At 69.3% G+C, this 25255-nt stretch carries 12 protein-coding genes; 5 read left to right on the top strand and 7 right to left on the bottom strand.

Features of this window, described 5'->3' with window-relative positions; translation table 11 throughout:
- Positions 1-16: 16 nt before the first annotated feature.
- Together EBL85_RS06060 and EBL85_RS06065 are read right to left on the bottom strand one after the other, a co-directional pair.
- On the bottom strand, positions 17-3103 hold the full coding sequence (locus EBL85_RS06060) for an efflux RND transporter permease subunit (RefSeq protein ID WP_062276108.1): 3087 nt from the start codon (positions 3101-3103) through the stop codon (positions 17-19).
- Positions 3100-4206 (bottom strand): efflux RND transporter periplasmic adaptor subunit, encoded by a 1107-nt coding sequence (locus EBL85_RS06065; RefSeq protein WP_123140253.1) that lies wholly within the window; start codon positions 4204-4206, stop codon positions 3100-3102. The genes EBL85_RS06060 and EBL85_RS06065 overlap by 4 nt, the downstream gene beginning before the upstream one ends.
- Before the next feature lie 213 nt (positions 4207-4419).
- On the opposite strand from EBL85_RS06065, the gene EBL85_RS06070 reads away from it, so the two are divergent.
- Positions 4420-5142 (top strand): class I SAM-dependent methyltransferase, encoded by a 723-nt coding sequence (locus EBL85_RS06070; RefSeq protein WP_123142429.1) that lies wholly within the window; start codon positions 4420-4422, stop codon positions 5140-5142.
- A gap of 13 nt (positions 5143-5155) precedes the next feature.
- On the opposite strand, the gene cysZ is transcribed toward EBL85_RS06070, so the two are convergent.
- Positions 5156-6376: a sulfate transporter CysZ gene (cysZ, locus tag EBL85_RS06075; RefSeq protein ID WP_123140255.1), complete on the bottom strand. Its 1221-nt coding sequence runs from the start codon at positions 6374-6376 to the stop codon at positions 5156-5158.
- Positions 6377-6568: 192 nt separating this feature from the next.
- On the opposite strand from cysZ, the gene amrS reads away from it, so the two are divergent.
- The 4 genes from amrS to EBL85_RS06095 all read left to right on the top strand — a co-directional run bounded on the left by amrS (position 6569) and on the right by EBL85_RS06095 (position 13734).
- The gene (gene amrS, locus EBL85_RS06080) at positions 6569-7642 is read left to right on the top strand and encodes an AmmeMemoRadiSam system radical SAM enzyme (protein WP_123142430.1); all 1074 of its coding nucleotides are present in this window, start codon (positions 6569-6571) and stop codon (positions 7640-7642) included.
- A 92-nt stretch (positions 7643-7734) separates the two neighbouring features.
- Positions 7735-11598, top strand: coding sequence for a PAS domain S-box protein (locus EBL85_RS06085; RefSeq protein ID WP_190288049.1), 3864 nt, complete (start codon positions 7735-7737; stop codon positions 11596-11598).
- Between the two features lie 30 nt (positions 11599-11628).
- Positions 11629-12543, top strand: coding sequence for a response regulator (locus EBL85_RS06090; protein WP_123142432.1), 915 nt, complete (start codon positions 11629-11631; stop codon positions 12541-12543).
- Positions 12544-12555: 12 nt separating this feature from the next.
- A complete protein-coding gene (locus EBL85_RS06095) occupies positions 12556-13734 on the top strand; it encodes a response regulator (protein WP_123142433.1) in 1179 nt (392 codons plus the stop codon).
- Positions 13735-13744: 10 nt separating this feature from the next.
- On the opposite strand, the gene EBL85_RS06100 is transcribed toward EBL85_RS06095, so the two are convergent.
- From EBL85_RS06100 to recC, 4 genes are all read right to left on the bottom strand, one after another.
- Entirely contained in the window at positions 13745-15850 is a 2106-nt protein-coding gene (locus EBL85_RS06100; protein ID WP_369964121.1) for a Lon protease family protein, read from the bottom strand.
- Between the two features lie 176 nt (positions 15851-16026).
- Complete coding sequence (gene recD / locus EBL85_RS06105; protein WP_123142435.1) at positions 16027-18057, bottom strand: exodeoxyribonuclease V subunit alpha; 2031 nt, start codon at positions 18055-18057, stop codon at positions 16027-16029.
- A complete protein-coding gene (gene recB / locus EBL85_RS06110) occupies positions 18054-21770 on the bottom strand; it encodes an exodeoxyribonuclease V subunit beta (protein ID WP_123142436.1) in 3717 nt (1238 codons plus the stop codon). The genes recD and recB overlap by 4 nt, the downstream gene beginning before the upstream one ends.
- Complete coding sequence (gene recC, locus EBL85_RS06115) at positions 21760-25251, bottom strand: exodeoxyribonuclease V subunit gamma (RefSeq protein WP_123142437.1); 3492 nt, start codon at positions 25249-25251, stop codon at positions 21760-21762. Before recC ends, recB begins: the two co-directional genes overlap by 11 nt.
- Between the last annotated feature and the right edge of the window lie 4 nt (positions 25252-25255).

A 25255-nucleotide genomic window follows, 5' to 3' on the forward strand; every position in this document is an offset into this window, starting at 1 on the left:
ATCTGGGCGCCGGGGCTCAGCCGGCCTGGGGCGCGGTGTTCTCTTCGTCTTCGTCGGTCAGCGGGCCGCTGTGCTCCTTGGGCGAGAGCAACAGATAGAAGGCCGGGACCACGAACAGGGTGAACAGGGTGCCGATCCCCAGCCCGGTGACGATCACCAGACCGATGTCGAAGCGGCTGACCGCACCCGGACCGCCGGCGGTGAGCAGCGGGATCATCGCCACCAGCATCGCCACCGTGGTCATCAGGATCGGACGCAGCCGGATCGTCGAGGCCTCCTCGATCGCCGCGCGCTTGTCGAGCCCGTCGCGCTCGCGCAGCTGGTTGGCGAACTCGACGATGAGGATGCCGTTCTTGGCGATCAGTCCGATCAGGGTGATCAGTCCCACCTGGGTGTAGATGTTGACGCTGGCGAAGCCGAGGAAGAGGAAGGCCATGGCCCCGGCGATCGACAGCGGCACCGACATCAGGATGACGAAGGGATCGCGCCAGCTCTCGAACTGGGCGGCGAGCACCAGATAGATCACCACCAGCGAGAGGAAGAAGGTGACCTCGAGCGCGCTGCCCTCGGTCTTGTACTGACGCGACTCGCCCTTGTAGTCCCAGCTCACGCCGCGCGGGAACTGCTCGCCGGCGATCTCCTCGAGCGCGCCGAGCGCCTCGCCGAGGGTCACGCCCGGCATCGCCACGCCGGAGACGGTGATGGCGTTGAGCTGCTGGAACTGGATGCGCTTGGAGGGCTCGACCTGGTTGCGGACGGTCACCAGGGCGTCGAGCGGGATCAGCTCGCCGTCACCGTTGCGCACATAGTAGTCGCCGAACTCCTCGACGCTGTCGCGGAAGGCGCGCTCGACCTGGGGGATGACCTGATAGCTGCGCCCCTCCAGGCTGAACCAGTTGACGTAGTCCTCGTTGAGCATCACCCCGAGACTGGTGCCGAGATCGGCCATGCTGATGCCGAGATCGCCGGCGAGATCGCGATCGACCTCGAGCACGGTACGCGGGCGCTCGTACTTCACGTCCTTGGTGAGGAACATGAACTTGCCGCTGCCCATCGCCTGACCGAGCAGGGCGTCGGCGATGCCGGTGAGCTCCTTGTGCGAGCGATCCGAGAGGATGACGAACTCCACCGGCAGGCCGTCGCCCGGGGTGGGCAGGCTGGGGCGCGGGAAGACCACCGTCTGCATCCCGGTGATCTGCGAGACGGCGCCCTGGAGCTGCGGCTCGATCTCCATCTGCGAGCGCTCGCGCTCGTCGGTCGCGGGCATCTTGAAGCCGCCGAAGGTGGTGCTCTGGTCGCCACCCATGCCGATGATGATGAAGCTCTCCTTGTACTCGGGGAAGGACTCGAAGATCGGCAGCAGCTCCGTGTCGACATAGTGCTTGTCGTAGTCGATGGTCGCCGTCTGCGGTGCGGTGGCCATGAAGAAGAGGATGCTCTGGTCCTCGGTGGGGGCCAGCTCCTTCTCGGTCATGGTGTACATCACATAGATGCTGCCGAGCAGTGCCACGGCCACCAGCAGGGTCACCGAGGGGTAGCGCAGCCAGCGCACCAGCAGACCGCGATAGCTGTTGGAGAGCCAGCCGAAGAAGCGCTCGACACCCTGCTCGAAGCGGCTCTGCTCGCTGCTGGCGTGCAACACCCGCCCGGCGAGCATCGGCGAGAGGGTGAGCGCGACCACGCCCGAGACCAGCACCGCGCCGGCGAGGGTGAAGGCGAACTCGGTGAACAGCGAGCCGACCAGCCCGCCCATGAAGCCGATCGGGGCGTAGACGGCGATCAGCGTGGTGGTCATGGCGATGATCGGCAACGCCAGTTCGCGCGCGCCGTCGAGCGCGGCGCGCAGCCCGCTCTTGCCCATCTCGAGATGACGATGGACGTTCTCGACGACGATGATCGCATCGTCGACCACCAGACCGATGGCCAGCACCATCGCCAGCAGGGTGAGCAGGTTGATCGAGAAGCCGAACAGCAGCATCAGGAAGCCGGCGCCGATGATCGACAGCGGGACGGCCACCGAGGGCACCAGCGCGGCGCGGATCGAGCCGAGCGAGAGGAAGATCACCAGCAGCACGATCAGCACCGCCTCGCCGAGGGTGGCGAAGACCTCGTCGATCGAGGACTGGATGAACGCGCTGCCGTCATAGGCCTCGAATCCCTGCAGCCCCTCGGGGAACTGGGCGCGCAGCTCGGGCAGCAGCGCCTTGACCCGCGAGGCGACCTGCAGCGGGTTGGCCCCGGGCGTCGGCTCGATGCCGATGAAGATCGACGGCTTGCCGTTGTGCAGGCTGCTCGAATCGTAGCTCTTGGCGCCGAGCTCGACCCGGGCGATGTCGTCGAGCCGGATCAGGGTGTCGTCCTGATCGCGGATCACCAGGCGGCGGAAGTCCTCGACCTGGCTGACGTCGGTGGTCGCCGAGAGGTCGACCTGCACCATGTTGCCCTTGACCTTGCCGATACCGGCGAGGTGGTTGTTGTTGGCGAGCACCTGGGCGACCTCGTCGCCGCTGATCCCGAGCGAGGCCATCCGCGCCGGGTCGAGCCAGACGCGCATGGCATAGGTCTGGTCGCCGAAGATCTCGGCCTTGGCCACGCCGTCGATCGCCTGGAGCTGGGGCTGGACCACGCGCAGCAGATAGTCGGTGATCTGCGGCAGGGTCATCTGCTCGCTGGTGAAGGCGAGATACATGAGCGCGGTGGAGTCGCCGGTGGAGGAGTCGATCACCGGGTTCTGCGCCGCCTCGGGGAGCACGTTGGTGCGGCTGGCGACCTTGGCCTGGATCTCGGCGACCGCGGCGTTGGGGTCGTAGTTGAGCTTCATGTGCGCCTCGATCATCGAGGTGCCGGCGCTGCTGGTGCCGAGGATGAAGTCGATGCCGTTGGCCTCGGCGATGGCCTGTTGCAGCGGGGTGGTGATGAAGCCCTGCACCAGGTCGCTGCTGGCGCCCGGGTAGGCGGTGGTGACGGTGACCACCGTGTTGTTGGTCTCCGGGTACTGACGGATCTCGAGATCGAGGAAGGAGCGCAGACCGAGGATCAGGATCAGCAGGCTGACGACGCTCGCCAGCACCGGACGGCGGATGAAGATATCGGTGAATCTCATTCGGCCTCACCCTCGGCGTCGGTCGACGTCTGTGCTGGCTTGTCGACCACGCGCACCGGCTGGCCGTTGGTGAGCTTGACCTGACCGCCGAGCACCACCCGGTCGCCGGCGACGAGTCCGTCGAGGATGACGATCTCCTCGCCGCGCACCGCGCCGGTGGTGACCTGGCGGCGCTCGACCAGGGTCTGGCCGTCGCGCTCGACGACGCGATAGACCGAGTCGCCATAGGTGTTGAAGGTGATCGCCTCGCGCGGCAGGGTCAGCACCGCGTCCTGGGTCGGCAGCAGGGTCTCGACGCGGGTGAACATGCCCGGTCGCAGCGCCAGATCGGGGTTGTCGAAGCGGGCGCGGATCCTGACGTTGCGCGTGCCCTGGTCGATGCCCGGATCGATCGCCTGGATCCTGCCCTCGAAGACGCGCTCGGGATAGGCCGCCACCCGGACCCGAACCTGCTGACCGGCGTGGAGCTGGGCGAGATGGCGCTCGGGCAGGGCATAGTCGACATAAACCGGATCGAGTGCCTGGAGCGAGACGATGGCGGTGCCGGCGGCGAGGAACTGGCCGAGATCGACCTGACGGATGCCGAGCTGACCGGCGAAGGGCGCGCGGATGGTCTTCTTGCGGATGTTGGCCTCGATGGCCTTGACCTCGGCGCGGGCCTGATCGAGCTGGGCGGCGCGCTCGTCGACGTCGCCCTGGGCGACGGCGCGATCGCGCAGCAGGGTGCGGTTGCGTCGCAGCTGGATCTCGGCGAGCTGCTCGGCGGCCTTGAGGCCCTCGAGGGTGGCGCGGTCCACATCGTCCTCGAGGCGCAGTAGAATCTGCCCCGCCTCGACCATGGCGCCGGACTCGAACAGGATCTCGCGGACCTGGCCGTCGACCTCGCTGTTGACCTCCACGCCCTGGACCGCCTGGACCGTGCCGACCCCGGAGAGGGTGGGACGCCAGTTGGTGGTGTCGACGCTGACGGCGGCGACGGCGGTGGCCGGGCGGGGCTGGGAGAAGGCGGCCATCTCCTGGGCGATCTGGCCGTATTTGAAGAAGGCGAGTGCGCCGATCAGCGCGGCGAGCGCCACCAGCACGGTGAGGATTCGGGCGATCATGCGTGCTACGAGCCTCTTGCGGTCGATGTCGTTGATGGTGGTGTCGTTGGGGTAGCGGGTGGAGGCTGCGCTCGTGCCGAACGCCGGGTGCTCCGGTCCGTCGAGTTACCTGGCGACGTGGTCGCCAATTATAGGGGCGTGAGGATGCGGGCGTCTCGTCGAGACGCCGCCGTTCGTGTCCAAGCGACCCGGATCGATATGGAGAGTTCCCCTTTGGTTCAACAGATGCGTCTCAACGACCCCAGTGCCTATCGCCTCGATCGCGAGCCCGAGGTGCTCGCCGGGCTGCTCGACCCGGCAGGTCAGGAGGTGCTCGAACTCGGTTGCGGCGCGGCCTGGATGACGCGGCTGCTGGTCGAGCGCTTCGGCGCCGCGTGGGTGGTTGCCACCGAGGTCGATCGCGCGCAGCTGGCGCGCAACCGTGCGCTCGATCTGCCCCCTGCGATCGAGTTGCGCGAGGGCGGTGCCGAGGCCATCGCCGATCGCGACGGACGCTATGCGCAGGTGTTCATGTTCAAGTCGCTGCACCACGTGCCGCCGGCGCTGATGACGCGCGCGCTGCACGAGATCCACCGGGTGCTGGCGCCGGGCGGCGCGCTCTATGTCTCCGAGCCGGTCTACTGGGGCCCCTTCGCCGAGCTGACCGGGCTGATCCACGACGAGCGCGCGGTGCGTGCGGCGGCCTTCGCCGCGCTCCAGGAGGCCGTCGAGGCCGGGCTCTTCGACTGCGAGCACGAGGTCTTCTACCAGGCCGAGGGCAGCTATCCGGACTGGGCGCACTTCGCCGCGCGCTTCATCGATGTCAGCCATCGCGCCGAGCCTTTGCCCGAGGCGCGCCGCGCCGAGGTCCGCGCGGCCTTCGAGCGCCACCTGACCCCGAGCGGCGCGCACTTTCTCAAGCCGCACCGCGTCGACCTGCTGCGCAAGCCGGGGTAGTCGGGTTTCCGGCTCAGGCCGCCTCACCGACACGCGTGAGCACGCGCTTGGCCTCGTTGATCTTGGCGGCGAGATAGGCCGAGCCGCCGCGATCCGGGTGCATGCGCTGGATCAGCCGGCGATGGGCGGCACGGATCGCGTCGTTGTCGGCGTTGGTCGCCACCCCGAGGATGGCGCGCGCCTCGTCGTCGCCCATTCGCGTATCGCTCGGGCGCGGCGGCGCGCTGCGCGGCTCCTGTTCCTGACGGGCGCGGGCGCGCTCGGCGAAGCGCTGTCCGCGCTCGCGCGAGAGATAGACCTCGAGCGCCTCGGCCGAGGCAGCATCGCTGGCGCAGCCGCCGGCGAGCAGATCGAGCAGGGCCTCGGTGGCGATCGACTCGAGCCGCTGTCCCTGCAGTGGGCCGAGCAGGATCTCGCCGCCGATGCGCCCGGAGAGGTGGTCGATCTCGAGTCGCACCCAGCGCGTGGTCATGCGCGATTCGTAAGGGCCCTGATAGCGGGCGCGGGCGTGCTCGCGATTGAACTCGCGCACCCACATCGCGGTGGCGCCGGCCACCGCGCTCGGCATCAGGATGAAGTTGACCACCGGCACCATCCCCAGCCCGGCGGCCGCCGCGCCGAAGCCGAGGCTGAGTCCGCGCTCGCCGCGCAGCCGCGCGCGCATCTCGCGGAACTTCAGCCCGTGGTTGCCCATCGGGTAGTCGCTGTACTGCACCGCGAGGATCCAGGCGGTGTAGAGGAACCACAGCAGCGGGCCGACCACCGGGACGAACAGCAGGACCAGGAAGGGGATGGCCAGGGCCAGGGCGTAGACCACCTTCACCAGCTCGTCGAGCAGGGTCGGGAGCAGCTCCTTGAGGAGCTTGCCGACGCTGCCGCTGTCCTGCAGCGGTCGGCCGGTGAGCAGCAGCTCGACCTTCTCGGCGAGCAGGTTGTTGAACGGCGAGGCGATCAGGTTGGCGACCAGGTTGAAGGTGTAGAACACCACCACCAGCAGCAGCAGCGCGAACACCGGCCAGAGGATCCACTCGAGCCAGCCGAGCCAGCTCGGGATCTGGGCCTCGACGAGGTCGAGGAAGGCGGCGAACTCGCGGGCGCCGAGATAGATCGCCAGCGAGAAGACGAGGATATTGACCGCCAGCGGGATCAGCACGAAGCGTCTGAGTCCGGGGCGGGTGATGAGCCGGACGCCTTGCAACAGGTATCCGGCACCGAGCATGGGTTTGGCGACCATAAGCGGCATCTGACGTCGTTGTCGAGGGGCTGGACACGATGGTCCTGACCCTGGGGTTAAGGGCGATCCTGTGGATCGAGGAGAGTCTCGGGATACGGGGGCGTTGCGGTCGGGACGCGGCGGCCCGCATCGGCAGCAGTATACTCAGCACGAGACCTCGATGCAGTGCACAAAACGCACGGGAGGTGGACGATGTCGATCGCGCGCCGCGCGCGTCACTGGCGAGCGCTTGCCGATGGTCGGGTGTGCTGTGAGCTCTGTCCGCGTCGCTGCCGGCTCGCCGAGGGACAGCGGGGGCTGTGTTTCGTGCGCGCCTGCCGCGATGGGGCGCTGGTGCTCACCGAGGCGGCCCGCCCGCTCGGTTGCCGTCCCGACCCGATCGAGAAGAAGCCGCTCTACCACTTCCTGCCGGGGTCGCTGACCTATTCCTTCGGCACCGCCGGTTGCAACCTCGCCTGTCGCTACTGCCAGAACTGGGAGATGAGCCGGGCGCGTGTCGCCGCCACGGGTGGCGGCGCGCCGACCGATCCGGCGCGGATCGTCGCCGCGGCGAGGACGAGCGGCTGTCGCTCGCTGGCCTTCACCTACAACGATCCGGTGGTGTTCCACGAGTACGCGCTCGATTGCGCCGCGGCGGCGCACGCCGCGGGGCTGTATACGGTGGCGGTGAGCGCCGGTTATGTGCAGCCTGCGCCGCGCGCCGAGTTCTATGCCGCGATCGATGCGGCCAACATCGACCTCAAGGCCTTCGACGACCGCTTCTATCGTCGGCTCTGTGGCGCCCGGCTGGCGCCGGTGCTCGAGACCCTGGAGTCTCTGGTGCACGAGACCGCCGTCTGGGTCGAGATCACCACCCTGGTGATCCCCGGCGAGAACGACGATCCGCGCCGATTGCACGCGCTGAGTGCCTGGATCGCCGGGCATCTCGGCTGCGAGGTCCCGCTGCACCTCAGCGCCTTCCATCCCGCCCACCGCATGCGTGACCACGCCGCCACCCCGATCGCGACCCTGATGCGTGCCCGCGAGATCGCCCGCGCCAACGGGCTGCGTCACGTCTATCTCGGCAACCTGGGAGCGGAAATCGGCGGGGAGACGCGGTGCGTGAGCTGCGGGGCACGGTTGATCGCGCGCGTCGGCTACCGGGTGGTGGCGCGCGCGCTGGACGAGACCGGACGCTGTCTGGTCTGTGGCGCCCGCTGTCACGGTGTGTTCACGACGGCTGCCCGCGACACCGCCTTGGATCATCCCGCTCGCGGGCCTACCTAGTCAGTTGCGCCGGCGTTGTCCCCATGGTCGGTGTGTCGATATCCTTACCTCTTGGGAGACGCGGGCCCCGAGGCCCCACGGCGGATGAACCCATGGAGCAGCCCCGTTTGCACATCCTCCTGCTGGAGGATGCCTCCAGTGCGCCACTTGCGCTCGATGCCATGCTCGATGGCGCGGCACATGTGCTCGAGCGTCATCGTCTCGACCAACCCGGTCTGGCTGAGCTGATCGCCAGCCGTGTCGACGACTGGGATCTGGTTCTCTGCGATGGTCGCGCCGCGAGTGCCGACCTGGAGCGGGCGCTGACGGGGAGCGGCGCGTTGCCGGTGCTGCTGCTCTCGCCGCTCGACGATGGCGGCGCAGCTGTCTGTCGCGTCTGGGAGGCCCTGTCAGGCCCCCTCGTCGAGCATCTTGCCAGGCTGGCCGTGCCGCGTTCGGCGGGGGTGGGTGACGATGACTCGATCCGGCTGGAACGGATCGTCGCCAGTGTACCCGGCATGATCTACGCCTATCGGCTCGATGCCGAGGGCGCGCCACAGCTCCAGTTCATCACCTCGACGGTCGAGCCGATCCTCGGGATCCGTGCGAAGGAGCTGTTCAGCGACAGTCATCGCTTCATCGCCAACATCCACCCCCAGGACCTGCCGCGCGTGCTCGCGCATCATCGTCAGTGCGAGCGCGAACTCTGCCATCGTCACGATCAGTATCGCTATCTCCATCCCGGACGGGGTGAGCGCTGGCTGGAGGCCTGGTCGGTGCCGGGGCGTGAGCGCGACGGCACCATCCTCTGGTACGGCTATCTGCACGACATCACCGAACGCAAGCACGCCGAGATCGCGCTCGAGGAGGAGCGTCGCCGACTGAGCACGCTGATCGAGACCATCCCCGATCAGATCTGGCTGAAGGATCCCAGGGGACAGTATCTCGCCTGTAACCTGTCGTTCGCCCGCTGTATCGGGCTCGACAAGCGACGCATCCTCGGGCGCAATGACCGCGAGATCTTCCCCGAGACGCTCGCCGAGCGGGTGGAACGGCGTGATCGCGAGGCGGTCGAGCACGGCGGCGCGATCCGCTACGAGGTGTGGTTCGACTGCGCCGACGGTAAGCGGATTCGGATGCAGACGATCAACACCCCGATGTTCGATGCCGCTGGGGCGCTGGTCGGGGTGCTCGGCGTGGGGCGCGACATCACCGTCGCGCACGAGGCCCAGCGGGCTCGGTTCGAGAGCGAGAAGCGCTATCGCGATCTGATCGAGCACGCCAACAGCGCCATCATCCGGCTCGGGCGTGATGCGCGGATCGAGTTCGTCAACCCCTATGCCGAGCGCTTCTTCGGTTACCGCGCCGCCGAGTTGATCGGGATGCCCTTCACGGTGCTGCTGGCGTCTGCCTCGTGCGCCGCGCAGACCCTGCTGCCGGGGTTGATCGGGGATGCCGACGGCCACTCCAGCCGGGTCGAGCGCAATCGGTGTCGCGATGGGCGCGAGATGTGGATGAACTGGACCAACAAGCCGGTGTTCGACGCCGCCGGCGAGTTGGTCGAGGTGCTCGCCATCGGCAACGACATCACCGAACTCAAGCGTACCGAGTCGGCGTTGCGCGAGAGCGAGGAGCGCTTCCGCGCCCTGTTCGAGAACATGCATGTCGGTTTCGCGCTGCACGAGGTCGTCACCGATGCCCAGGGGCATGCGATCGACTACCGCTTCCTGGCCGTCAACCCCGCCTACACCCGGATGACCGGCCTCGCCCAAGAGCAGGTCATTGGTCGTCGTGTCGGGGAGGTGATCCCCGGCATCGAGGACGATCCGGTCGACTGGATCGGGCGTTACGGGCGGGTGGCGCTCTCCGGTGAACCGATCCGCTTCGAGGCCTATGCGGCCTATTTCGAGCGCTGGTTCAATCTGCTCGCCTATTCGCCTGCGCCCGGACAGTTCGCGGTGCTGGTCGAGGATATCAGCGAGCGCAAGCGGATCGAGACCGAACTCGAGAGCCGGCGGCGCGATCTCGAGGCGCAGGTGCGCGCGCGCACCGCCGAGCTGGAGACGGCCAAGCGCGCCGCCGAATCGGCCAGCGAGGCCAAGAGCCTGTTTCTGGCCAACATGAGCCACGAGATCCGTACCCCGATGAACGCCATCATCGGATTGACCGAGCTGCTGCGCCGCGAGCAGACCGATCCGGGTCTGACCGAACGGGTCGAGCGCATCAACGAGGCGGCCCATCATCTGATGGGGTTGATCGACGACATCCTCGACCTGTCGCGGATCGAGGCGGGCAAGCTGGTGATCAACCGCGAACCCTTCGCCATGGCCGATCTCTTCGATCAGTCGATCGCCCTGCTCGAGAACCGCGCCGAGGAGAAGGGATTGAGGGTTCGGCGCGAGATCGCGTCGGACATCCCGGCGGTGTTGGTCGGCGACGTGTTGCGTCTGCGTCAGATCCTGCTCAACTTCCTCGGTAACGCGGTGAAGTTCACCGAGCAGGGCGAGGTGGTGGTCTCGGCCGGGCTGATCGAGCGCGATGCTGCACGGGTGCGGCTGCGCATCGCGGTGCGCGACACCGGCATCGGTCTCGACACCACCCAGCAGGAGCGTATCTTCGAGTTGTTCGAGCAGGTCGACGGCTCGCCCACCCGGCGCTATGGCGGTGTCGGCCTGGGGTTGGCGATCAGTCGTCGACTGAGTCTGCTGCTCGGTGGCGAGATCGGTGTCGAGAGCCGTCTCGGGGTCGGCAGTACCTTCTGGGTGGAGCTGCCCTTCGAGATCGCCGAAGAGGGCCAGCACGCGCCAGCCGCGCAACCCTTGCAACGCCTCGCGACCGAGCGTCTGCGCGGGGCGAGGGTGCTGCTGGTGGAGGACAACCGGGTCAACCAGGACGTGGCGCGCGAGATCCTCGAGTGGGTCGGGGTGCGGGTCGAGGTCGCCGGAGATGGCGCAGAGGCGCTGGCGCGGGCCCGCGAGTCGGTGTTCGATCTGGTGTTGATGGACATCCAGATGCCGGTGCTCGACGGTTTCGAGGCGACCCGGCGCTTGCGCCGGCTGCCCGGCTATGCCGAGACCCCGATCCTGGCGATGACCGCGAACGTCTTCGAGGAGGTCGAGCGTCGTTGTCTGGCGGCGGGCATGAACGGTCATCTCGCCAAGCCGATCGATCCCGAGCGGCTCTACGGGGTCATCGCCGACTGGCTGCAGCGCTCATCGGCACCGATGGCGCGCGATCAGGGTTTCGAGGAGCGGATGCGTGCGCTCTCCGGGGTGGACCTCGAGCAGGGGATGATCAGGGCCGGGGGACGCGTCGAGAGCCTGGCGCTGCTGCTCGCGCACTTCATCGAGGCGCATGGCGCCGATCCCGCGCGGTTGCGCGCGCTGCTCGCTACCGGGCGACCCGACGATCTCGAGCTGGTGGTGCGCCGTGCCCACGAGCTCGGGGAGGGGGCCGGCGCGCTGGGACTGACAGGCGTGATGGCAGGCGCCGCCGGGTTCGAGCAGGCGGTGCGCGAGGGGACCGGTCACCGGGCGGCCTTGGCGCTGCTCGAGCTGGCGCTGACCGAGACCTGTGACGGTGTGCGTCGGGCCCTGGCCGCAGTCGCTCGCCCTGACGCCTCGCCGCGACAGGACTCGGGCGAGGAGGAGACGTTGATCGACTGGAAGGCGCTGCGCGACAAGTTCGGTGGTCGGGATGCGTTTATCCAGCGTCTGCTCGCCTCCATGTGTGATTCACATACAGGGACTCCGGCACTGCTGCGTGCAGCTGCCGAGAGTGAGGATCATCAACGGATCGCCTCCATGGCGCACACCCTGGCCGGCAGCGCGGGGAATCTCGAGGTCCCGTCGGTGGCGCGCCTGGCGCGCGAGGTCGAGCGTGCGGCGCGCGACCGCGATGCGCAGGCTGGCGCATTGGCCGGTCGGCTGGCCGACAGACTCGTGCGCCTGCTCGAGGAGATCGCCCGCCCGCGCTGATGCTGGAGGATTTCTCGTGGAGAAGGACAGATGACAGAGTTGCTGGTGGTCGATGACGAACCCTTGAATCTGGAGATCATCGCCGACTTCCTCCAGGCGCCCGAACGGATCTTCACCTTCGCGCAGGATGGCCAGGAGGCCTGGGACAGGCTGCAGGCCGAGCCCTCGCGCTTCGACCTGCTGATCCTCGATCGACGGATGCCGCGGATGGACGGCATCGAGCTGCTCGAGCTGGTGGTCAGGGATCCGCGCTTCGAGGATCTGCCGGTGATCATGCAGACGGTGGCCAGCTCGCCCGAGGAGGTCGCTCAGGGGTTATCGGCGGGTGCCTGGTACTACCTGGCCAAACCCTACCAGGCCGAGGCGTTGCAACGGATCGTCAACGCTGCGCTGCTCGATCGGCGCAACCGTCATGCCTTGCGCCAGCTCCAGCGCGAGATCTCCAGTACCTGGGGACTCCTCCAGGAGGGGCGCTTCCGTTTCCGCGAGCCGCGCCATGCCTCGCTGCTGGCGGTACAGCTCGCCGATCTCTGTCCGCGCGCCTCGCTGGTGGCCATGGGTCTCTCCGAGCTGATGATCAACGCCATCGAGCACGGTCTGCTCGGGATCGGCTATGAGGAGAAGGGGCGGTTGCTGGCGCAGGATGCCCTGACCGACGAGATCGCGCGCCGCCTGGCCCGCCCCGAACAGGCCTCGCGCTGGGCCGAGCTGTGGCTGCGGCGCGAGGCCGAGCGGATCTGTTTCACCGTCTGCGATCATGGTCCCGGTTTCGACTGGGCGCCCTATCTGGAGCTGGCGCCGGAGCGCGCCTTCCATCATCACGGTCGCGGGATCGCCATGGCCCGTCAGCTCGCCTTCAGTGCGCTCGACTATCAAGGACGGGGGAACGTCGTGCAGGCGTGGGTGAGCCTGAACGAGTCGACGCCGGAGTCCAATGATGACTGAGTCGAGGCCTGCATGCGTCGGGCATTGATCGTCGAGGATGACCAGTCCATCGGCCCCTTGCTGGTCCAGCTGGTACGCCGCCTCTGGCCCCAGGCCGCGGTCGAACACTGTGTCGACGGGCGCTCGGCGCTCGATGCCTGGCAACGTCATGGTGGGGCCGATCTGGTGCTGCTCGACTGGGGCCTGCCGGATACCACCGGGACGGCGCTGTTGAAGACGATTCGCGCCACCGGCCACAAGGTGGTGTGCGTGATGGTCTCGGGACATGCCGATCGTGATCGCATCATCGAGGCGCGCCGTTTCCAGGCCGATGCCTATATCGTCAAGCCGTTCCGTGCCGCCGAGGTGATGGCGCGGTTGCGCGAGGTCGTCGACGCGTCGGGCGCGGTGACGGCGGCGAACGACGATCTCGACGCCCTGCCCGAGTTCGTGACGCGGATGCTCGAGCACGAGTCGCTGGGGGTACCGCTCGATCCGGCGCTGGCCGAGGCGCTGGAGGGGATGGCCGATCTCGATGCCGAGGCCCGTCTCAAGCTGATGCGTCGCTGCCAGTTCGAACCGGCGTTGGTCGGTCCCTTGCTGGGGCTGGCCAACAGCAGCCCCTACAATGACGGCTCGGTGCTGATCGAGACCCCGGCGAGGGCGCTCGAACGGGTCGGTTCGGCGGTGCTGGTCAATATCGCGGTGACCGCTGCGCTCCATTCCGGCAGCGCGCTCGTCGCCGAGGTGCTGGTGGCGCACCAACGCCGTCTGCGCCAGGAGGCGCTGGCGCTGATGCGACTGCTCAATGTCCTCGGACGCGTGCTGCGCGTGGATGTCGCCGGGTGCCGTGCCGCGGCCATGCTCACGCGTCTCGGTGAGCTGGCGCTGCTGGTGCTCCAGCAACGCTGGGTCGATCTGGGCGGACGACTCGATCCGAGTGAATGCGAGCGACTGCTTGTCGCACGCGCCGCCGAGACCGGTCATCAGCTCAAGGTGCAGTGGGGGATACCGACCGCGCTCCAGATGCGGATCGGCGCGGTCTATCAGCTACCCAGCGGAACCGTCCATCGCGATGCCATCCTGATGCGGATCGCCGGCCTGGTGCATGGCGAGCGTGACGGTGATGAGCTCAACCGGCTGCTCTCGCGCCTCGGTATCGAGCAGTCGCCGCAATGGTTGCGCGCACAGGCGGCTGAACTCGGCGACTGAGGTCGAGGCTTCAGCCGCCTCGGGCGGCTGCGATCGCCCGAGCATGCTCGATCAATGTCTGCTCGACACGCTGGTTGACGCTGCCCTCGGGGTAGCGACCGGCGCCGTCGCGCTCCCCGGCAGGGGTCGCGGTGAGCAGGGCGATGGCCTCGTCGATGTCCGCGACGGCGTGGATGTGGAACTCGCCGGCGGCGACCGCCGCGACCAGCTCGTTCGAGAGCATCAGCGTCCTGACGTTGGCCGTCGGGATCAACACCCCCTGCTCGCCGTCGAGCCCTCGCGCCCGGCAGAGCGCGAAGAAGCCCTCGATCTTCTCGTTCACCCCGCCGATGGCCTGGATGGCGCCGTGCTGATCGATTGCGCCGGTGATCGCCAGCGACTGACGCAGTGGCAGCCCGGAGAGCGCCGAGAGCAGGGCGCAGAGTTCGGCGGCCGAGGCGCTGTCGCCGTCGATCGGGCCGTGGGACTGCTCGAACACCAGGCTGGCGGCGAGCGAGAGCGGCTGGTGGCGGGCATAGCGCCCGGCGATGAAGCCCGAGAGGATCAGCACGCCCTTGGAGTGGAGCGGCCCGCCGAGCGCGACCTCGCGCTCGATGTCGATCAGTTCGCCCTCGCCGGCGCGCGCGCTGGCGCTGATCCGCACCGGGTGGCCGAAGCCGCTGGCGCCGAGTTCGACCACCGCCAGGCCGTTGACCTGGCCCGGCAGGTGCCCGGTGGTGGCGATGCGCAGGGTGTCCTCGAGGATCGCCTCCTGGATGCGGCGGCTGATGCGGTCGCAGCGGCGCCGGCGCGCAGCGAGCGCCCGATCGACGTCTTCGGCCTCGACCAGCTCGGTGCCGCGGACCCCGGCATGATGGTCGGCCTCGTGGACCAGATCGGCGAGCGCGCGCATCTGGCCGCTGAGATGCGTGCGCTCGCCGGCGAGCCGGGCGCTGTGCTCGATCACCCGGGCGACGGCGGTACGCGAGAAGTGACGTAGCCGCGAATCCCGGACCCAGCTGGCGACCAGTCGCGCCAGGGCGTGTTCGTGCTCGGGGTCGCGCGGCAGCCGCTCCTCGAATTCGGCGCTGACCTTGAACAACTCCTCGAACTCCGGGTCGGCCTCGGCGAGCAGGGCATAGAGCATGTGCTCGCCGAGCAAGACCACCTTGACCCGGAGCGGGATCGGCTCGGGCTCCAGCGAGACGGTGGTCAGCGGACCGTTGCCGCCCTCGGGCGAGTCGAAGCGGATCTCGTCGTTGTGCAGCGCGCGTTTGAGCGTCTCCCAGGCGAGGGGTTGGGCGAGCAGCTTGCGTGCCTCGATCACCAGATAGCCGCCGTTGGCGCGATGCAGCGCGCCGGGACGGATCATGGTGAAGTCGGTCTCGAGCGCGCCGAGCACGGCGCGGTGCTCGATGCGCCCGACCAGCTCGCGGGGGCTGGGCAGGTCGCACTGCACCACCGGCGCGCCGCCATCGTCCTGGTGCGAGAGCAGCGGATTGACCCGGTAGCGATGCATCCAGGGGGTGCCGTCCTGGGGGTTTTGCGGTTCCTCGTCGGTGACGAGGAACTGGTCGAAGTGCGCGATCACGTCGTCCTCGACCGCATGCAGATAGGCCAGGGTGTCGGGTTGGCCGTGGTGACGGCGCTCGATCTCCTCGAAGAGATGACGCACCGCGCCGCGCGCCTGATCGCTGTTGAGCCGGTCGATCTCCTCCTCGCAATGGCGCTTCCAGCGCGCCACCTGATCCATCACCGCGTGCAACGCCTCGCGCAGCTGCTCGATCTCGGTCTCGATGCTTGCGCGCTGCTCGGGTTCGAGCGCGGCGAAGGCCTCGGGCGCCATCGCCTTGCCCTCTTGCAGTGGCGCCAGACTCAGGCCCTCCTGGGTACGCAGCAGTGCCACACCACGCGCGCGGGCGCGCTGCCCGATCTTCTCGAAGGCCCGCTCCCGACGTTGTTCGAGACCGTGTTCGATGGCGCGGGCGCGGTTGCGGTAGTCGTCGCTCTCGAAGGCGCGTCGCAGTGCCCGTTGCAGGTCCCTCACCAGCCGCTCCATGTCGCGGGCCAGTCCGGGGCCCTGACCCGGCGGCAGGCGTAGCGCCCTGGGGTGGTGTGGATGGCTGAAGTCGTGCACATAACACCAGTCGTCCGGGAGCGGGTCGCGGCGAGCGCGCCGTCGTAGCGCATCGAGCACCAGCGCCGACTTGCCGCTGCCGGCGGGACCGATGGCAAAGAGGTTGTAGCCGCGATGACGGATGTCGATGGCCAGGCCGATCGCCTCGAGCGCACGATCCTGACCGATGAAACCCGTCAGCGGCTGCAGCTCGGCGGTGGTGGTGAAGGCCAGAGCCCGCTGACGCGCCTGACGCGGCGCCGCAGCGCGGCCTCGAGCACCCGTGGGCTCTGATGGACCAGGGTGAAACGCTCGCGGGCACGGGTGATGCCGGTATAGATCAGCTCGCGGGTGAGCACCGGGGTGGGGTGGTCGGGCAGGGCGAGGGCGGTATGGGTGAACTCCGAGCCCTGGGACTTGTGCACCGTCATCGCGAACACCGTCTCCACCGCCTGCAACCGGCTCGGCAGCACCCAGCGGATGGCGTCGCCGCCGTCGGGGTGCGGGAAGGCGACACGCAGCACCCGCCGCTGTCCACCGTCGGCGTCGCGCAGCGGCGTCTCCAGAGCGATGCCGATGTCGCCGTTCATCAGCCGCAGCCCGTAGTCGTTGCGGGTGATCAGCACCGGTCGCCCGGCGAACCAGGCGTGATCGGTGCCGTCGAGCAGCCCGGCGCGGGTGAGCCAGTCAGCGATCCTGGCGTTGAGTCCGGCCACACCCCAGGGGCCGTGGCGCAGCGCGGCGAGGAGCTGGAACTCGCCGTGGGCGGCGAGCACGGCGCGTGCCCAGTCGTCGATCTCGGTGTTGTCGGCCTCCGCGGCGGGGGCCTGCGCTCGCATCAGGCGGAGATAGCCGTGGTAGCCGGAGACCACCAGGTCGATCAGCGCGGGATCGTCGGGGGTCCGGACCGTCAGTTCGGCGATCACCCCGAGCGCCTCTTGCTGGGGGGCGGTGAAGAGCGCCTGGATCTCGGTGCGGGTGGGCGCGGGCTCGGTGTTGATGCGCTGGGCCAGCGCGCCGATCCCGCCCTCGGCGCGGAAGCGATAGCTGTGCCTGAGCATGGCGATGGCCTGGTCGAGCGGTGTGCCGGCATCGTCGAGGGTCTCGGGCGGGAGTGACTGACCACAGGCGGCGCCGACCCAGCTGGCGGTCGCCTCGGTGTAGTGTCCGGCGCTGGCGCGGCGGCAGAGATCGCCGAGCACCGCCCCGGCCTCGACCGAGGCGAGCTGGTCCTTGTCGCCGAGCAGCACCAGCGCGGTCTCGGGGCGCAGCGCCTCGATCAGCGCGGCCATCAGCTCGACATCGACCATCGAGGCCTCGTCGACCACCACCAGGTCGGCGTCGAGCGGGTTGCGGGCGTGGTGGCGGAAGGCGCGACTGTCGGGGATCGGGCCGAGCAGCCGATGCAGGGTCGAGACCGCGGTGGGGATGGTCGCGCGCAGCGACTCGGCCACCGGCAGGTCGGCCACCCGAGGGGCGATCGAGGCGTTGAGCCGGGCGGCGGCCTTGCCGGTGGGGGCGGCCAGACGGATGCGCAGCGGCGCCCGGTCGGCGGCGAGCGCGAGCCCCTGGAGCAGTGCGAGCAGACGCACCACGGTGGTGGTCTTGCCGGTGCCGGGACCGCCGGTGATCACCGCGAAGGGACTGCGCGCGGCGAGCACGCAGGCGATCCGCTGCCAGGGATCGCCGTGCTCGGCGGGGAAGAGATCGGCGAGCAGTGGGCGCAGCCGTGCCGGGTCGAGAGGCTGAGGGCGCGCCAGACGCTGCGCGATGCCCTGTTCGATGATCCGCTCGTAGCGCCAGTAGCGGCGCAGATAGAGCAGCGGGCGTCGGGGCGTGCCGGCGAGCACCAGCGGCGCGCAGTCATCGTCGTCGCTGCCGGCGAGATCGCAGACGGCGCTGCTGGCGCCGAGTCGCGCCGCCCAGGCGGCGGGGTCGAGCCCGGCGAGTCGGGCGGTGAGCGCGTCGTGGATGCCGGGCTCGGGCGGGCGCTCGGTGTCGCTGGCGAGCAGGGTCTCGGGGTGGGCGAGCGCATCGCCGAGGTCGAGACAGACGTGACCGTGCGCATTGCGCTCGCTGACCAGGGCGACGGCGAGCAGCACCGCCGGGTCCTGCTCGCCCGCTTCGCGCTGGACGAAGCGGGCGAGCGCGAGATCGAGTGCGCGCAGTACACCCTGTTCGACCCACAGGGCCAGCTCGTCGAAGAGTATCCGGTTGGTCTCGTTCATGCCGCCGCCTCCCGTTCGCCGGCGAAGAGCCGGTCGAGCGCCTCGACGAAGGCCACCGGCGGGCGGTCGAGATGGAGTCCCTGGGAGCTTGCCGCGGCGCCGCGCAGGAAGGCGTAGATGGCGCCGCCGAGGTGACGCTCGGGGTCATAGTCGGGCAGGCGCGCGCGCAACAGACGATGGAGCGCGAGCAGATAGAGCGCGTACTGCAGGTCGTAGCGGGCGGCGAGCACCGCCTCGCGCATCGCCGTCTGAGCGTAGGCGGCATCGTCCGGGCCGAGCCAGTTGGACTTCCAGTCGAGCAGGTAGAAGCGTCCCTGGTGCTCGAAGACCAGGTCGATGAAGCCCTTGAGCATGCCCTCGAGGCGCTGGCGCTCGAGCGCCGGGCGCGCCGCGCCGGGGGCGATGTAGCGGCGCACCAGGGCATCGAGCGCGGCGGTGTCGACGGCGCGGGTCTGGATCCAGAACTCGAGCTCGACCTGGAGGCGCTCGGGGTCGAGTGCGGCGAGCCGGAGATCGGCGCCGTCGATCGCGGCGAGCGACCAGGTGCGCGTCAGATAGCCGGCGAGCCACTGATCGAGTGTGTCGATCCAGTCGGTCAGCCCGCGTCTGTTGCAGCGGCGCGCGATGGTCTCGCGGCGCAGCGCGGTGGCGGCGAGCGCGGCGCGGTAGCCGCGCAGGGTCTCGCCCTCGGGGGCGCGCCATTCGAGGGTCGCGGCCCATTCGAGCAGGCCGTGGAGGAAGGTGCCGTAGCGACTGCCGCGCGGGAAGGCGTGCAGCCCGGTGAGGCGCGTCGGCTCGACCGGTCTCGCCCTCGGGGCCTCGGCCAGCGCCTCCTCGAAAGCGGTCTCCTGGGCGGCGGTCTCGCGCTCGCCCGGCGTGTCGTCGGGCTCCTCGCTGGCGCTGTGGCGGGCGAGCGCCGAGTAACTGGTGATCCACCAGGGGCGTGGTGGCCGGTGTGGTGGTGGCCGGGCGCTGTCGAGCGAGACCTCTGCCGCGGTCTGCGCGAGCGGCGTGGTCGCTCTCGGCTCGTCGAGCGTGGTGAGTGCCGGCCAGTGCGCGAGTCTCTCTCGGAGCGCAGAGGGTTCGTCGATCCCGAGCAGATGACCGAGCGCGGTGACCGGCAGCTCCTTGGTGGCGCCGAGTCCGAGCCAGAGTGCGTCGCGCGCCCGGGTGAGGGCGACATAGAGCTTGCGCAGGTCCTCGCCGAGGCGCTCGCCATCGGCCTGCTCGACCAGCGTCGGCGCGGCATGGAGATGGAGCCGCAGTCGGCCCTCGGCATCATGGGTCTTGAGCGGGAGGTCGTCGCTGCGTACCTGACGGGTGGTGGCGACGAAGGGGACGAACACCAACGGATACTCCAGCCCCTTGGATTTGTGGATGGTGATCACCTGCACCAGGTCGGCGTCGCTTTCCAGTCGCAGCTGCTGGGTCTCGGCATCTTCGCCGCTCTCGCCCTGGATACGCGCCTCGAGCGCGCGCACCAGGGCCTGCTCGCCGTCGAGTTGCTGGCTGGCGCGGGCGAGCAGCTCGCCGAGATGGAGCAGGTCGGTGAGCGCACGCTCACCATCGGCGCGGGCGAGCAGCCGGGGTGCGATGGCGAAGTCGGCGATGACGCGATAGAGCAGCGGCAACACCCCCTGGGTGCGCCACAGCTGGTGATAGCGCCTGAGCCGTTCGCCGCAGTCGTCCCAGTAGAGTTCGTCGTGGTTGAGCCGGTCGAGCTGGTCGAGCGGCAGGCCGATGAGGTCGCAGGCCAGCGCCTGACGCATCAGCCGCTCGTCGAAGGGATCGGCGACGGCGCGCAGCAGCAGGAGCAGGTCGTGGGCCTGGCGGCTCTGATAGACGCTGTTGCGCTCGGAGAGATAGACGCTCGCCACGCCGAGCTGGTGCAGTTCGGCGCGGACCTGTGCGGCCTCCTGATGGCGATTGACCAGGACCGCGATGTCGCCGGCGCGCAACGGGCGGTGTCCGCCCCGTCCATCGGGGAGGGTGGCACGCCCGCTGGCACCCTGTTCGAGCAGCGAGACGATGGTACGCGCGGTGCAGGCGGCCATCCGCTGGGCATAGTCCCCCTTGCCGAGCGGTTTGCCCTCATCGCCGTCGAGCACCCAGGCCTGGAGCACCGGGGCGGGTTCGCCGTCGATCCTGAGGCGGTCGTCCTCGGCGCGGCTCGGATTGGGCGAGACGGCGAGGAAGGGGACCGGGTCGGCGGTCTGGTCGCGGAACAGGAAGGCGCCGCCGGGGCGTTGCTCGGCCTGGGCGAAGAGCGCGTTGATGCCCTCGATCAGCGCCGGGCAGGAGCGATAGTTGGTGTCGAGGCTGTAGTGCCGGGGCGCGGTGGCGGCGCGGGCGCGCAGATAGGTGTGGATGTCGGCGCCGCGGAAGGCATAGATCGACTGCTTGGGGTCGCCGATCATGAACAGTCCGGTCTCGGGGGCGTTCTCCTCGGGGCGGTAGACGGTGGCGAAGATGCGGTACTGCAGCGGGTCGGTGTCCTGGAACTCGTCGACCAGGGCGAAGGGGAACTGACGGCGGATGGTGGCCGCCAGGCGCGCGCCCTGCGGACCCTGCAGCGCTTGGTCGAGTCGTTCAAGCAGATCGTGCTGGGTGAGCAGGGCGCGCGCGCGCTTCTCCTCCTCGATGCGTTCGGCAACCCGGTGCAGGGCGTGGGCGAGCAGCGGCGGTTGGAGTTCCGGGAGGTCGGCGAGCTGCTCGAAGAGCGTCTCGAGCGCACGGCAGGCGGGATGATCGACGGGTGGGGCGTCATCCTTCCAGATCTCGGCGACGGCCCGTGATGACATGCGCTGCCAGGAGCGGCTGTCGGCCTTCAGTGCGGGGTGTTCGGCCTCGGGGTCGAGGATCCAGGCACGCAGTTGCGTGATGACATCGGCGCGATGCTTGCTGTTGAGCTGGCGCTGGTTGAATGCCTTGCGCGCGGCGGCCTCCTCGAAGAGGGTCTCGAGCTGGCCGCACCAATCCTGCTCCGACCACGCCTGTTTGAGCGTCTCGATCCGTCGGCGACGCGTCTCGAGCACGTCGGCGATGATCGTCTCGGGCGGTTGTTCGGGCGCCCTCGGGGCGTGCTCGCACAGCCCGAGCAGTCGGGCGAGTCGCTGTTCGAGCGCGAGCGGGGACGACCAATGCACGTGGACCCGGGCGAGGGTGGCGCGATCGAGGTCGCCGTAGCAGCTGCGCCAATAGTCCTCGACGGCCTGACGCAGCAGCGGCGCGGCATCGTTCTCCAGTTCCAGCTCGAACATGTTGCCGCTGTCGAAGGCGTGCTCGCGCAGCATCCGGTGACACCAGGCATGGATGGTCGAGATCGCCGCCTCGTCCATCCACTCGGCGGCCTGTTCGAGATGACGGGCGCAGAGGTTGGGGTCGGTGTGCGCGCTCATCTCCGTACGCAGCCGGGCGAGCAACGGATCGCCGCTGTCAGTCTCCGGACAGCGGAAGGCGGCGGCGGCCTCGACCAGCCGGGCGCGGATGCGCCCGCGCAGCTCGTCGGTGGCGGCGTTGGTGAAGGTCACCACCAGGATCTCGGGTGGCTGCAGCCGGGTGCGCGCGCCGAGCGCGACACCGTGACCGAGCACCAGACGGAGATAGAGCATCGCCAGGGTGAAGGTCTTGCCGGTGCCGGCGCTGGCCTCGATCAGACGGGCGCCGCAGAGCGGGATGGCGAGTGGGTCGAGACGATTGGGTTCAGCTGTCATCCCAGGTGGCCTGGTCGGGGTTCTTGATGTCGGTGTGCAGGTCGGTATAGAGCCGCTCGGCCCAGTCGGTGAACTCGGGATGTCGCTGGAGGCTTGAGGCGTCGGGATAGCAGCGAGCGAGATAACCGCTGTGCTCCAGGGCCGCGGTGAAGGACGGTTCGAGGTCCGGGGCGTCGTCGCGGCGTCCGAGCCAGGCGATGCCGGTCTCCAGGGTCGCCGGCAGCGGCGCACGCATCCCCGCCCACCAGGCCGCGAGCAGTCGTTGGAGACGGGTACGCGAGAGTTCGGGATCGAGCGGTCGCAGGTGCAGCCGACCCGCCGGGGTGAGCACCCAGGTGGCGACCGGCTCACCGTTGAGCTGGGCGGCGAGATGGTGCAACCAGTGCTCGACGATCTGGTGCCAGCGGTAGTGCTTGTCCTTGACGATGCTGCTGGCGCTGAGCCGGAGCTGGATGCGTGTGTCCTGGTGCTCGGCGCCGAGCCGGGGGGCGAGCTGGTCCTCGAGACGCAGCGCCACATCGCCGTCGGTGCGGTGTTCGAGGCTGAGCGGTGAGGGGTGCCCGAGATCGCGTGGATACTCGCGACGCAGTGTCTGCCAGCGCTGGTGGAGCGGCAGCAGTCGCTCGCCGATGCCGGCGGCGAGCAACTCGCCCTGGGCGCCCGCGGGCAGTTCGCCACGGGCCTGCAGCCGTTCGAGCGCGGCCTCCAGCCGGGGGGCGAGTGCGAGTTCGACGTCGGCGGGATCGAACAGTTCGGTGATCAGCTGGTCGCTGAGCTGCCAGTTGAGCAGGCCGTCGAGGGCGAAGGTCTCGACATCGGATGGCCGCTCGCTGGCGCGCGGGCGGTCGACCTGGAGACGCTGACGGAACAGCGCATCGACCGGGGCGCGGAGGAACTGGGCGAGTCGACGCAGGTCGAGCGGTCCTTCCGGGCTCCAGGTGGGGAGATCGCTGTCGTCGTCGGTGCCGGGTGTGTCGTGGATTGCGCGCCACTCGCTGGCATAGGTGAACAGCCGGGGGTCGCGACCGGGGCGGAAGTAGGCGCGACTGAAGGGCTGCAGCGGGTGCTCGGTGGTGAGCGCGGCGAGCAGCGTCTGACCGTCGCCGTCGGGGTTGGCGCAGCGCCAACCGGCGGCGAGGTGGTCGCGCAGCTGACCGACCAGGACCGAGGGGGTCTTGGCGGTGTTGTCGCGGATGTCGCGCCCGATCCAGCTGATCGACAGCCGCTCGCGTGCCGAGAGCAGCGCCTCGAGGAAGAGATAGCGGTCGTCCTCGCGGCGCGAGCGATCGCCCGGGCGGTAGTCGTCGGCCATCAGGTCGAAGTCGGGGGGGCGATGGTTGCGCGGATAGTCGCCGTCGTTCATCCCCAGCAGCCAGATCTGGCGGAAGGGGATGGCGCGCATCGGCATCAGCGTGGCGAAGTTGATCGCGCCGCCGAGAAAGCGCTGGGTGAGGCTGGGTGCGTCGAGCCCGCGCAGCAGGGTGTCGCGCAGCACCTCCAGCGGCAGGGGCTCGGCGCCGGCGTCGGCCTGACGACAGTCCTCGTCCCACTGCTCGAGGCTCTCGCGTACGCGCGCCAGGGCCAGCTCGTCGCTCTCGCCGCAGGGGCTGAAACAATCCTCGAGCAGTTGCTCGATGGTCGTGACCCAGTCGCCCGGGGTGCGCGGCTGGTCGAGTCGTTCCCAGTAGCGCTCCAGGGTCTCCAGCAGGTCGATCAACGGGCCGAGCAGTGTCGCCTCCAGGCCGCCGACCTCGGCGTGCGGCTCGATCCCGCGCCAGGCGCAGGTCGCGCCGGCGGCGAAGCCGAGCAGCATCCGCCGCAGTCCGAAGCGCCAGGTGTTGCGCTCGGCCGCGGCGGGCAGTCCGAGGTGTTCGCGCTGGCGCCCGTCGAGTCCCCAGCGCACGTTGGCGCCGATGATCCAGCTGCGCAGCCGGGGCAGCTCGCCCTCGGTGAGACCGAAACGCGCGCGCAGCGCGGCGATGTCGAGCAGATCGAGCAACTCGGTGACGGTGAAGCGCGCTCGCGGCAGGTCGAGCAGCGTGGCGACCCCGATCAGCAGCGGATTGCGGTGGCGCTCGCCCTGGTCGGCGATGTGGAAGGGCAGATGACGCGGATCCCGGCGCGGGATGCGGCCGAACACCGCAGCGATGTGCGGCGCATAGAGGTCGATGTCGGGGACCATCACCAGGATCTCGCGCGGGGCGAGTGGGCGGCCCTCGGCCTCGGCGGTGACGAAGGCGGCGAGCAGCTGGTCGTGGAGGATCTCGACCTCACGCTGGGCGCTGTGGGCGATGGTGAAGCCCAGGCTGTGGTCGTCGGTGGGATCGATCGCCGTGTTCTGCTGCTGGCGCTCGCCGAGCGGTCGCAGGTCGAGGATGTCGTCCTGGAGCTGGGCGAGCAGATGGTGCTCGGTGGCGGACTCGAACAGGTCGATGTCGAGCGACTGCTGGCGGAACACGCCTTCGTAGTGCTCGCGCCGGTCGTGCTCGTCGAGCAGACGGATGTAGTCGCGCCCCTGCCGACCCCAGGCGGCGAGCAGCGGGTGACCGTGGAGATGGAGGGCGGTCTCGTCGACGTCCTCGGGGACCTTGCGCGCGTGGTTGCGCCCATAGGCGCGGGCGAAGAGTGCGCGACCCTCGATGATGTCGCCCCAGTAGTGTCGGCTGGGATTGTGGACGAAGAGCATCACCTGACTGTGGGCGGCGATGCCCTCGAGTACCTCGAGGGTCTGGCGCGGTAGCGAGGAGATGCCGAAGACGATCACCCGCCGCGGCAGCCGGGCCGGGGCGGCGTCCTCGACCGTGGCGAGGAAGCGACGGTGGATCTCGGCGCGGCTGGCCTGGGCGAGCGGGTCGTCGGTGGTCGTCCCGGCGAGGTCCTGGTGGAGCAGTCGCCACAGCAGCGGTTGCCAGCGCTGTTGCTCGGGCACGGGCTGTTGCGTGGCGTCGGCGCGGATCAGGACGTCCTTGCCGCGTCCCCAGGCCTCGAGCCAGTCGGCGCGATAGACCTGGTACTGGTCGAAGAGGTCGGCGAGTCGTTCGGCGAGTTGATGACGTCGGCGCGCGCTCTCCTCGCCGTGCATGAAGGCGTGTAGCGGCGCGAGCACCGGATCGGCGGGGCGTTGCAGCAGCTCGCCGAGCAGCCGGTGGATGCGCCAGGTGAGTGGCGCCTTGTCATAGGGGGAGCTTGGCGGCAATGCGCCGAGCACGCCGCGGTAGGCCTCCCAGACGAAGCGTCCCGGCAGCATTACCCGCAGCGCGGCGGAGATGCCGCAGCCGCCACCGAGTTCGCCCCCCGGCGGTTCGGCGAGGGCGAGTTTGATCCACTGGGCGATGCCGTTGCTCTGCACCAGCACCACCTCGTCCTCGAGCGGGTGGAGCGGGTAGCGTGCCACCCAGGTGGTCAGCAGGTCGCGCAGTGACTCCAGCCGGTTGCCCTGGATCAGCATGAACCCGGTGGGCCAGTCCCCAGATCTCGTCACCCCG

This window comes from Marichromatium sp. AB32, assembly GCF_003718675.1.
Lineage (GTDB): Bacteria > Pseudomonadota > Gammaproteobacteria > Chromatiales > Chromatiaceae > Marichromatium > Marichromatium gracile.

Coding starts and splice junctions, on each gene's coding strand:
- EBL85_RS06060 (WP_062276108.1), bottom strand. CDS start 3,103: ATGAGATTCACCGATATCTTCATCCGCCGTCCGGTGCTGGCGAGCGTC.
- EBL85_RS06065 (WP_123140253.1), bottom strand. CDS start 4,206: ATGATCGCCCGAATCCTCACCGTGCTGGTGGCGCTCGCCGCGCTGATC.
- cysZ (WP_123140255.1), bottom strand. CDS start 6,376: ATGGTCGCCAAACCCATGCTCGGTGCCGGATACCTGTTGCAAGGCGTC.
- amrS (WP_123142430.1), top strand. CDS start 6,569: ATGTCGATCGCGCGCCGCGCGCGTCACTGGCGAGCGCTTGCCGATGGT.
- EBL85_RS06085 (WP_190288049.1), top strand. CDS start 7,735: ATGGAGCAGCCCCGTTTGCACATCCTCCTGCTGGAGGATGCCTCCAGT.
- EBL85_RS06090 (WP_123142432.1), top strand. CDS start 11,629: ATGACAGAGTTGCTGGTGGTCGATGACGAACCCTTGAATCTGGAGATC.
- EBL85_RS06095 (WP_123142433.1), top strand. CDS start 12,556: ATGCGTCGGGCATTGATCGTCGAGGATGACCAGTCCATCGGCCCCTTG.
- recD (WP_123142435.1), bottom strand. CDS start 18,057: ATGAACGAGACCAACCGGATACTCTTCGACGAGCTGGCCCTGTGGGTC.
- recB (WP_123142436.1), bottom strand. CDS start 21,770: ATGACAGCTGAACCCAATCGTCTCGACCCACTCGCCATCCCGCTCTGC.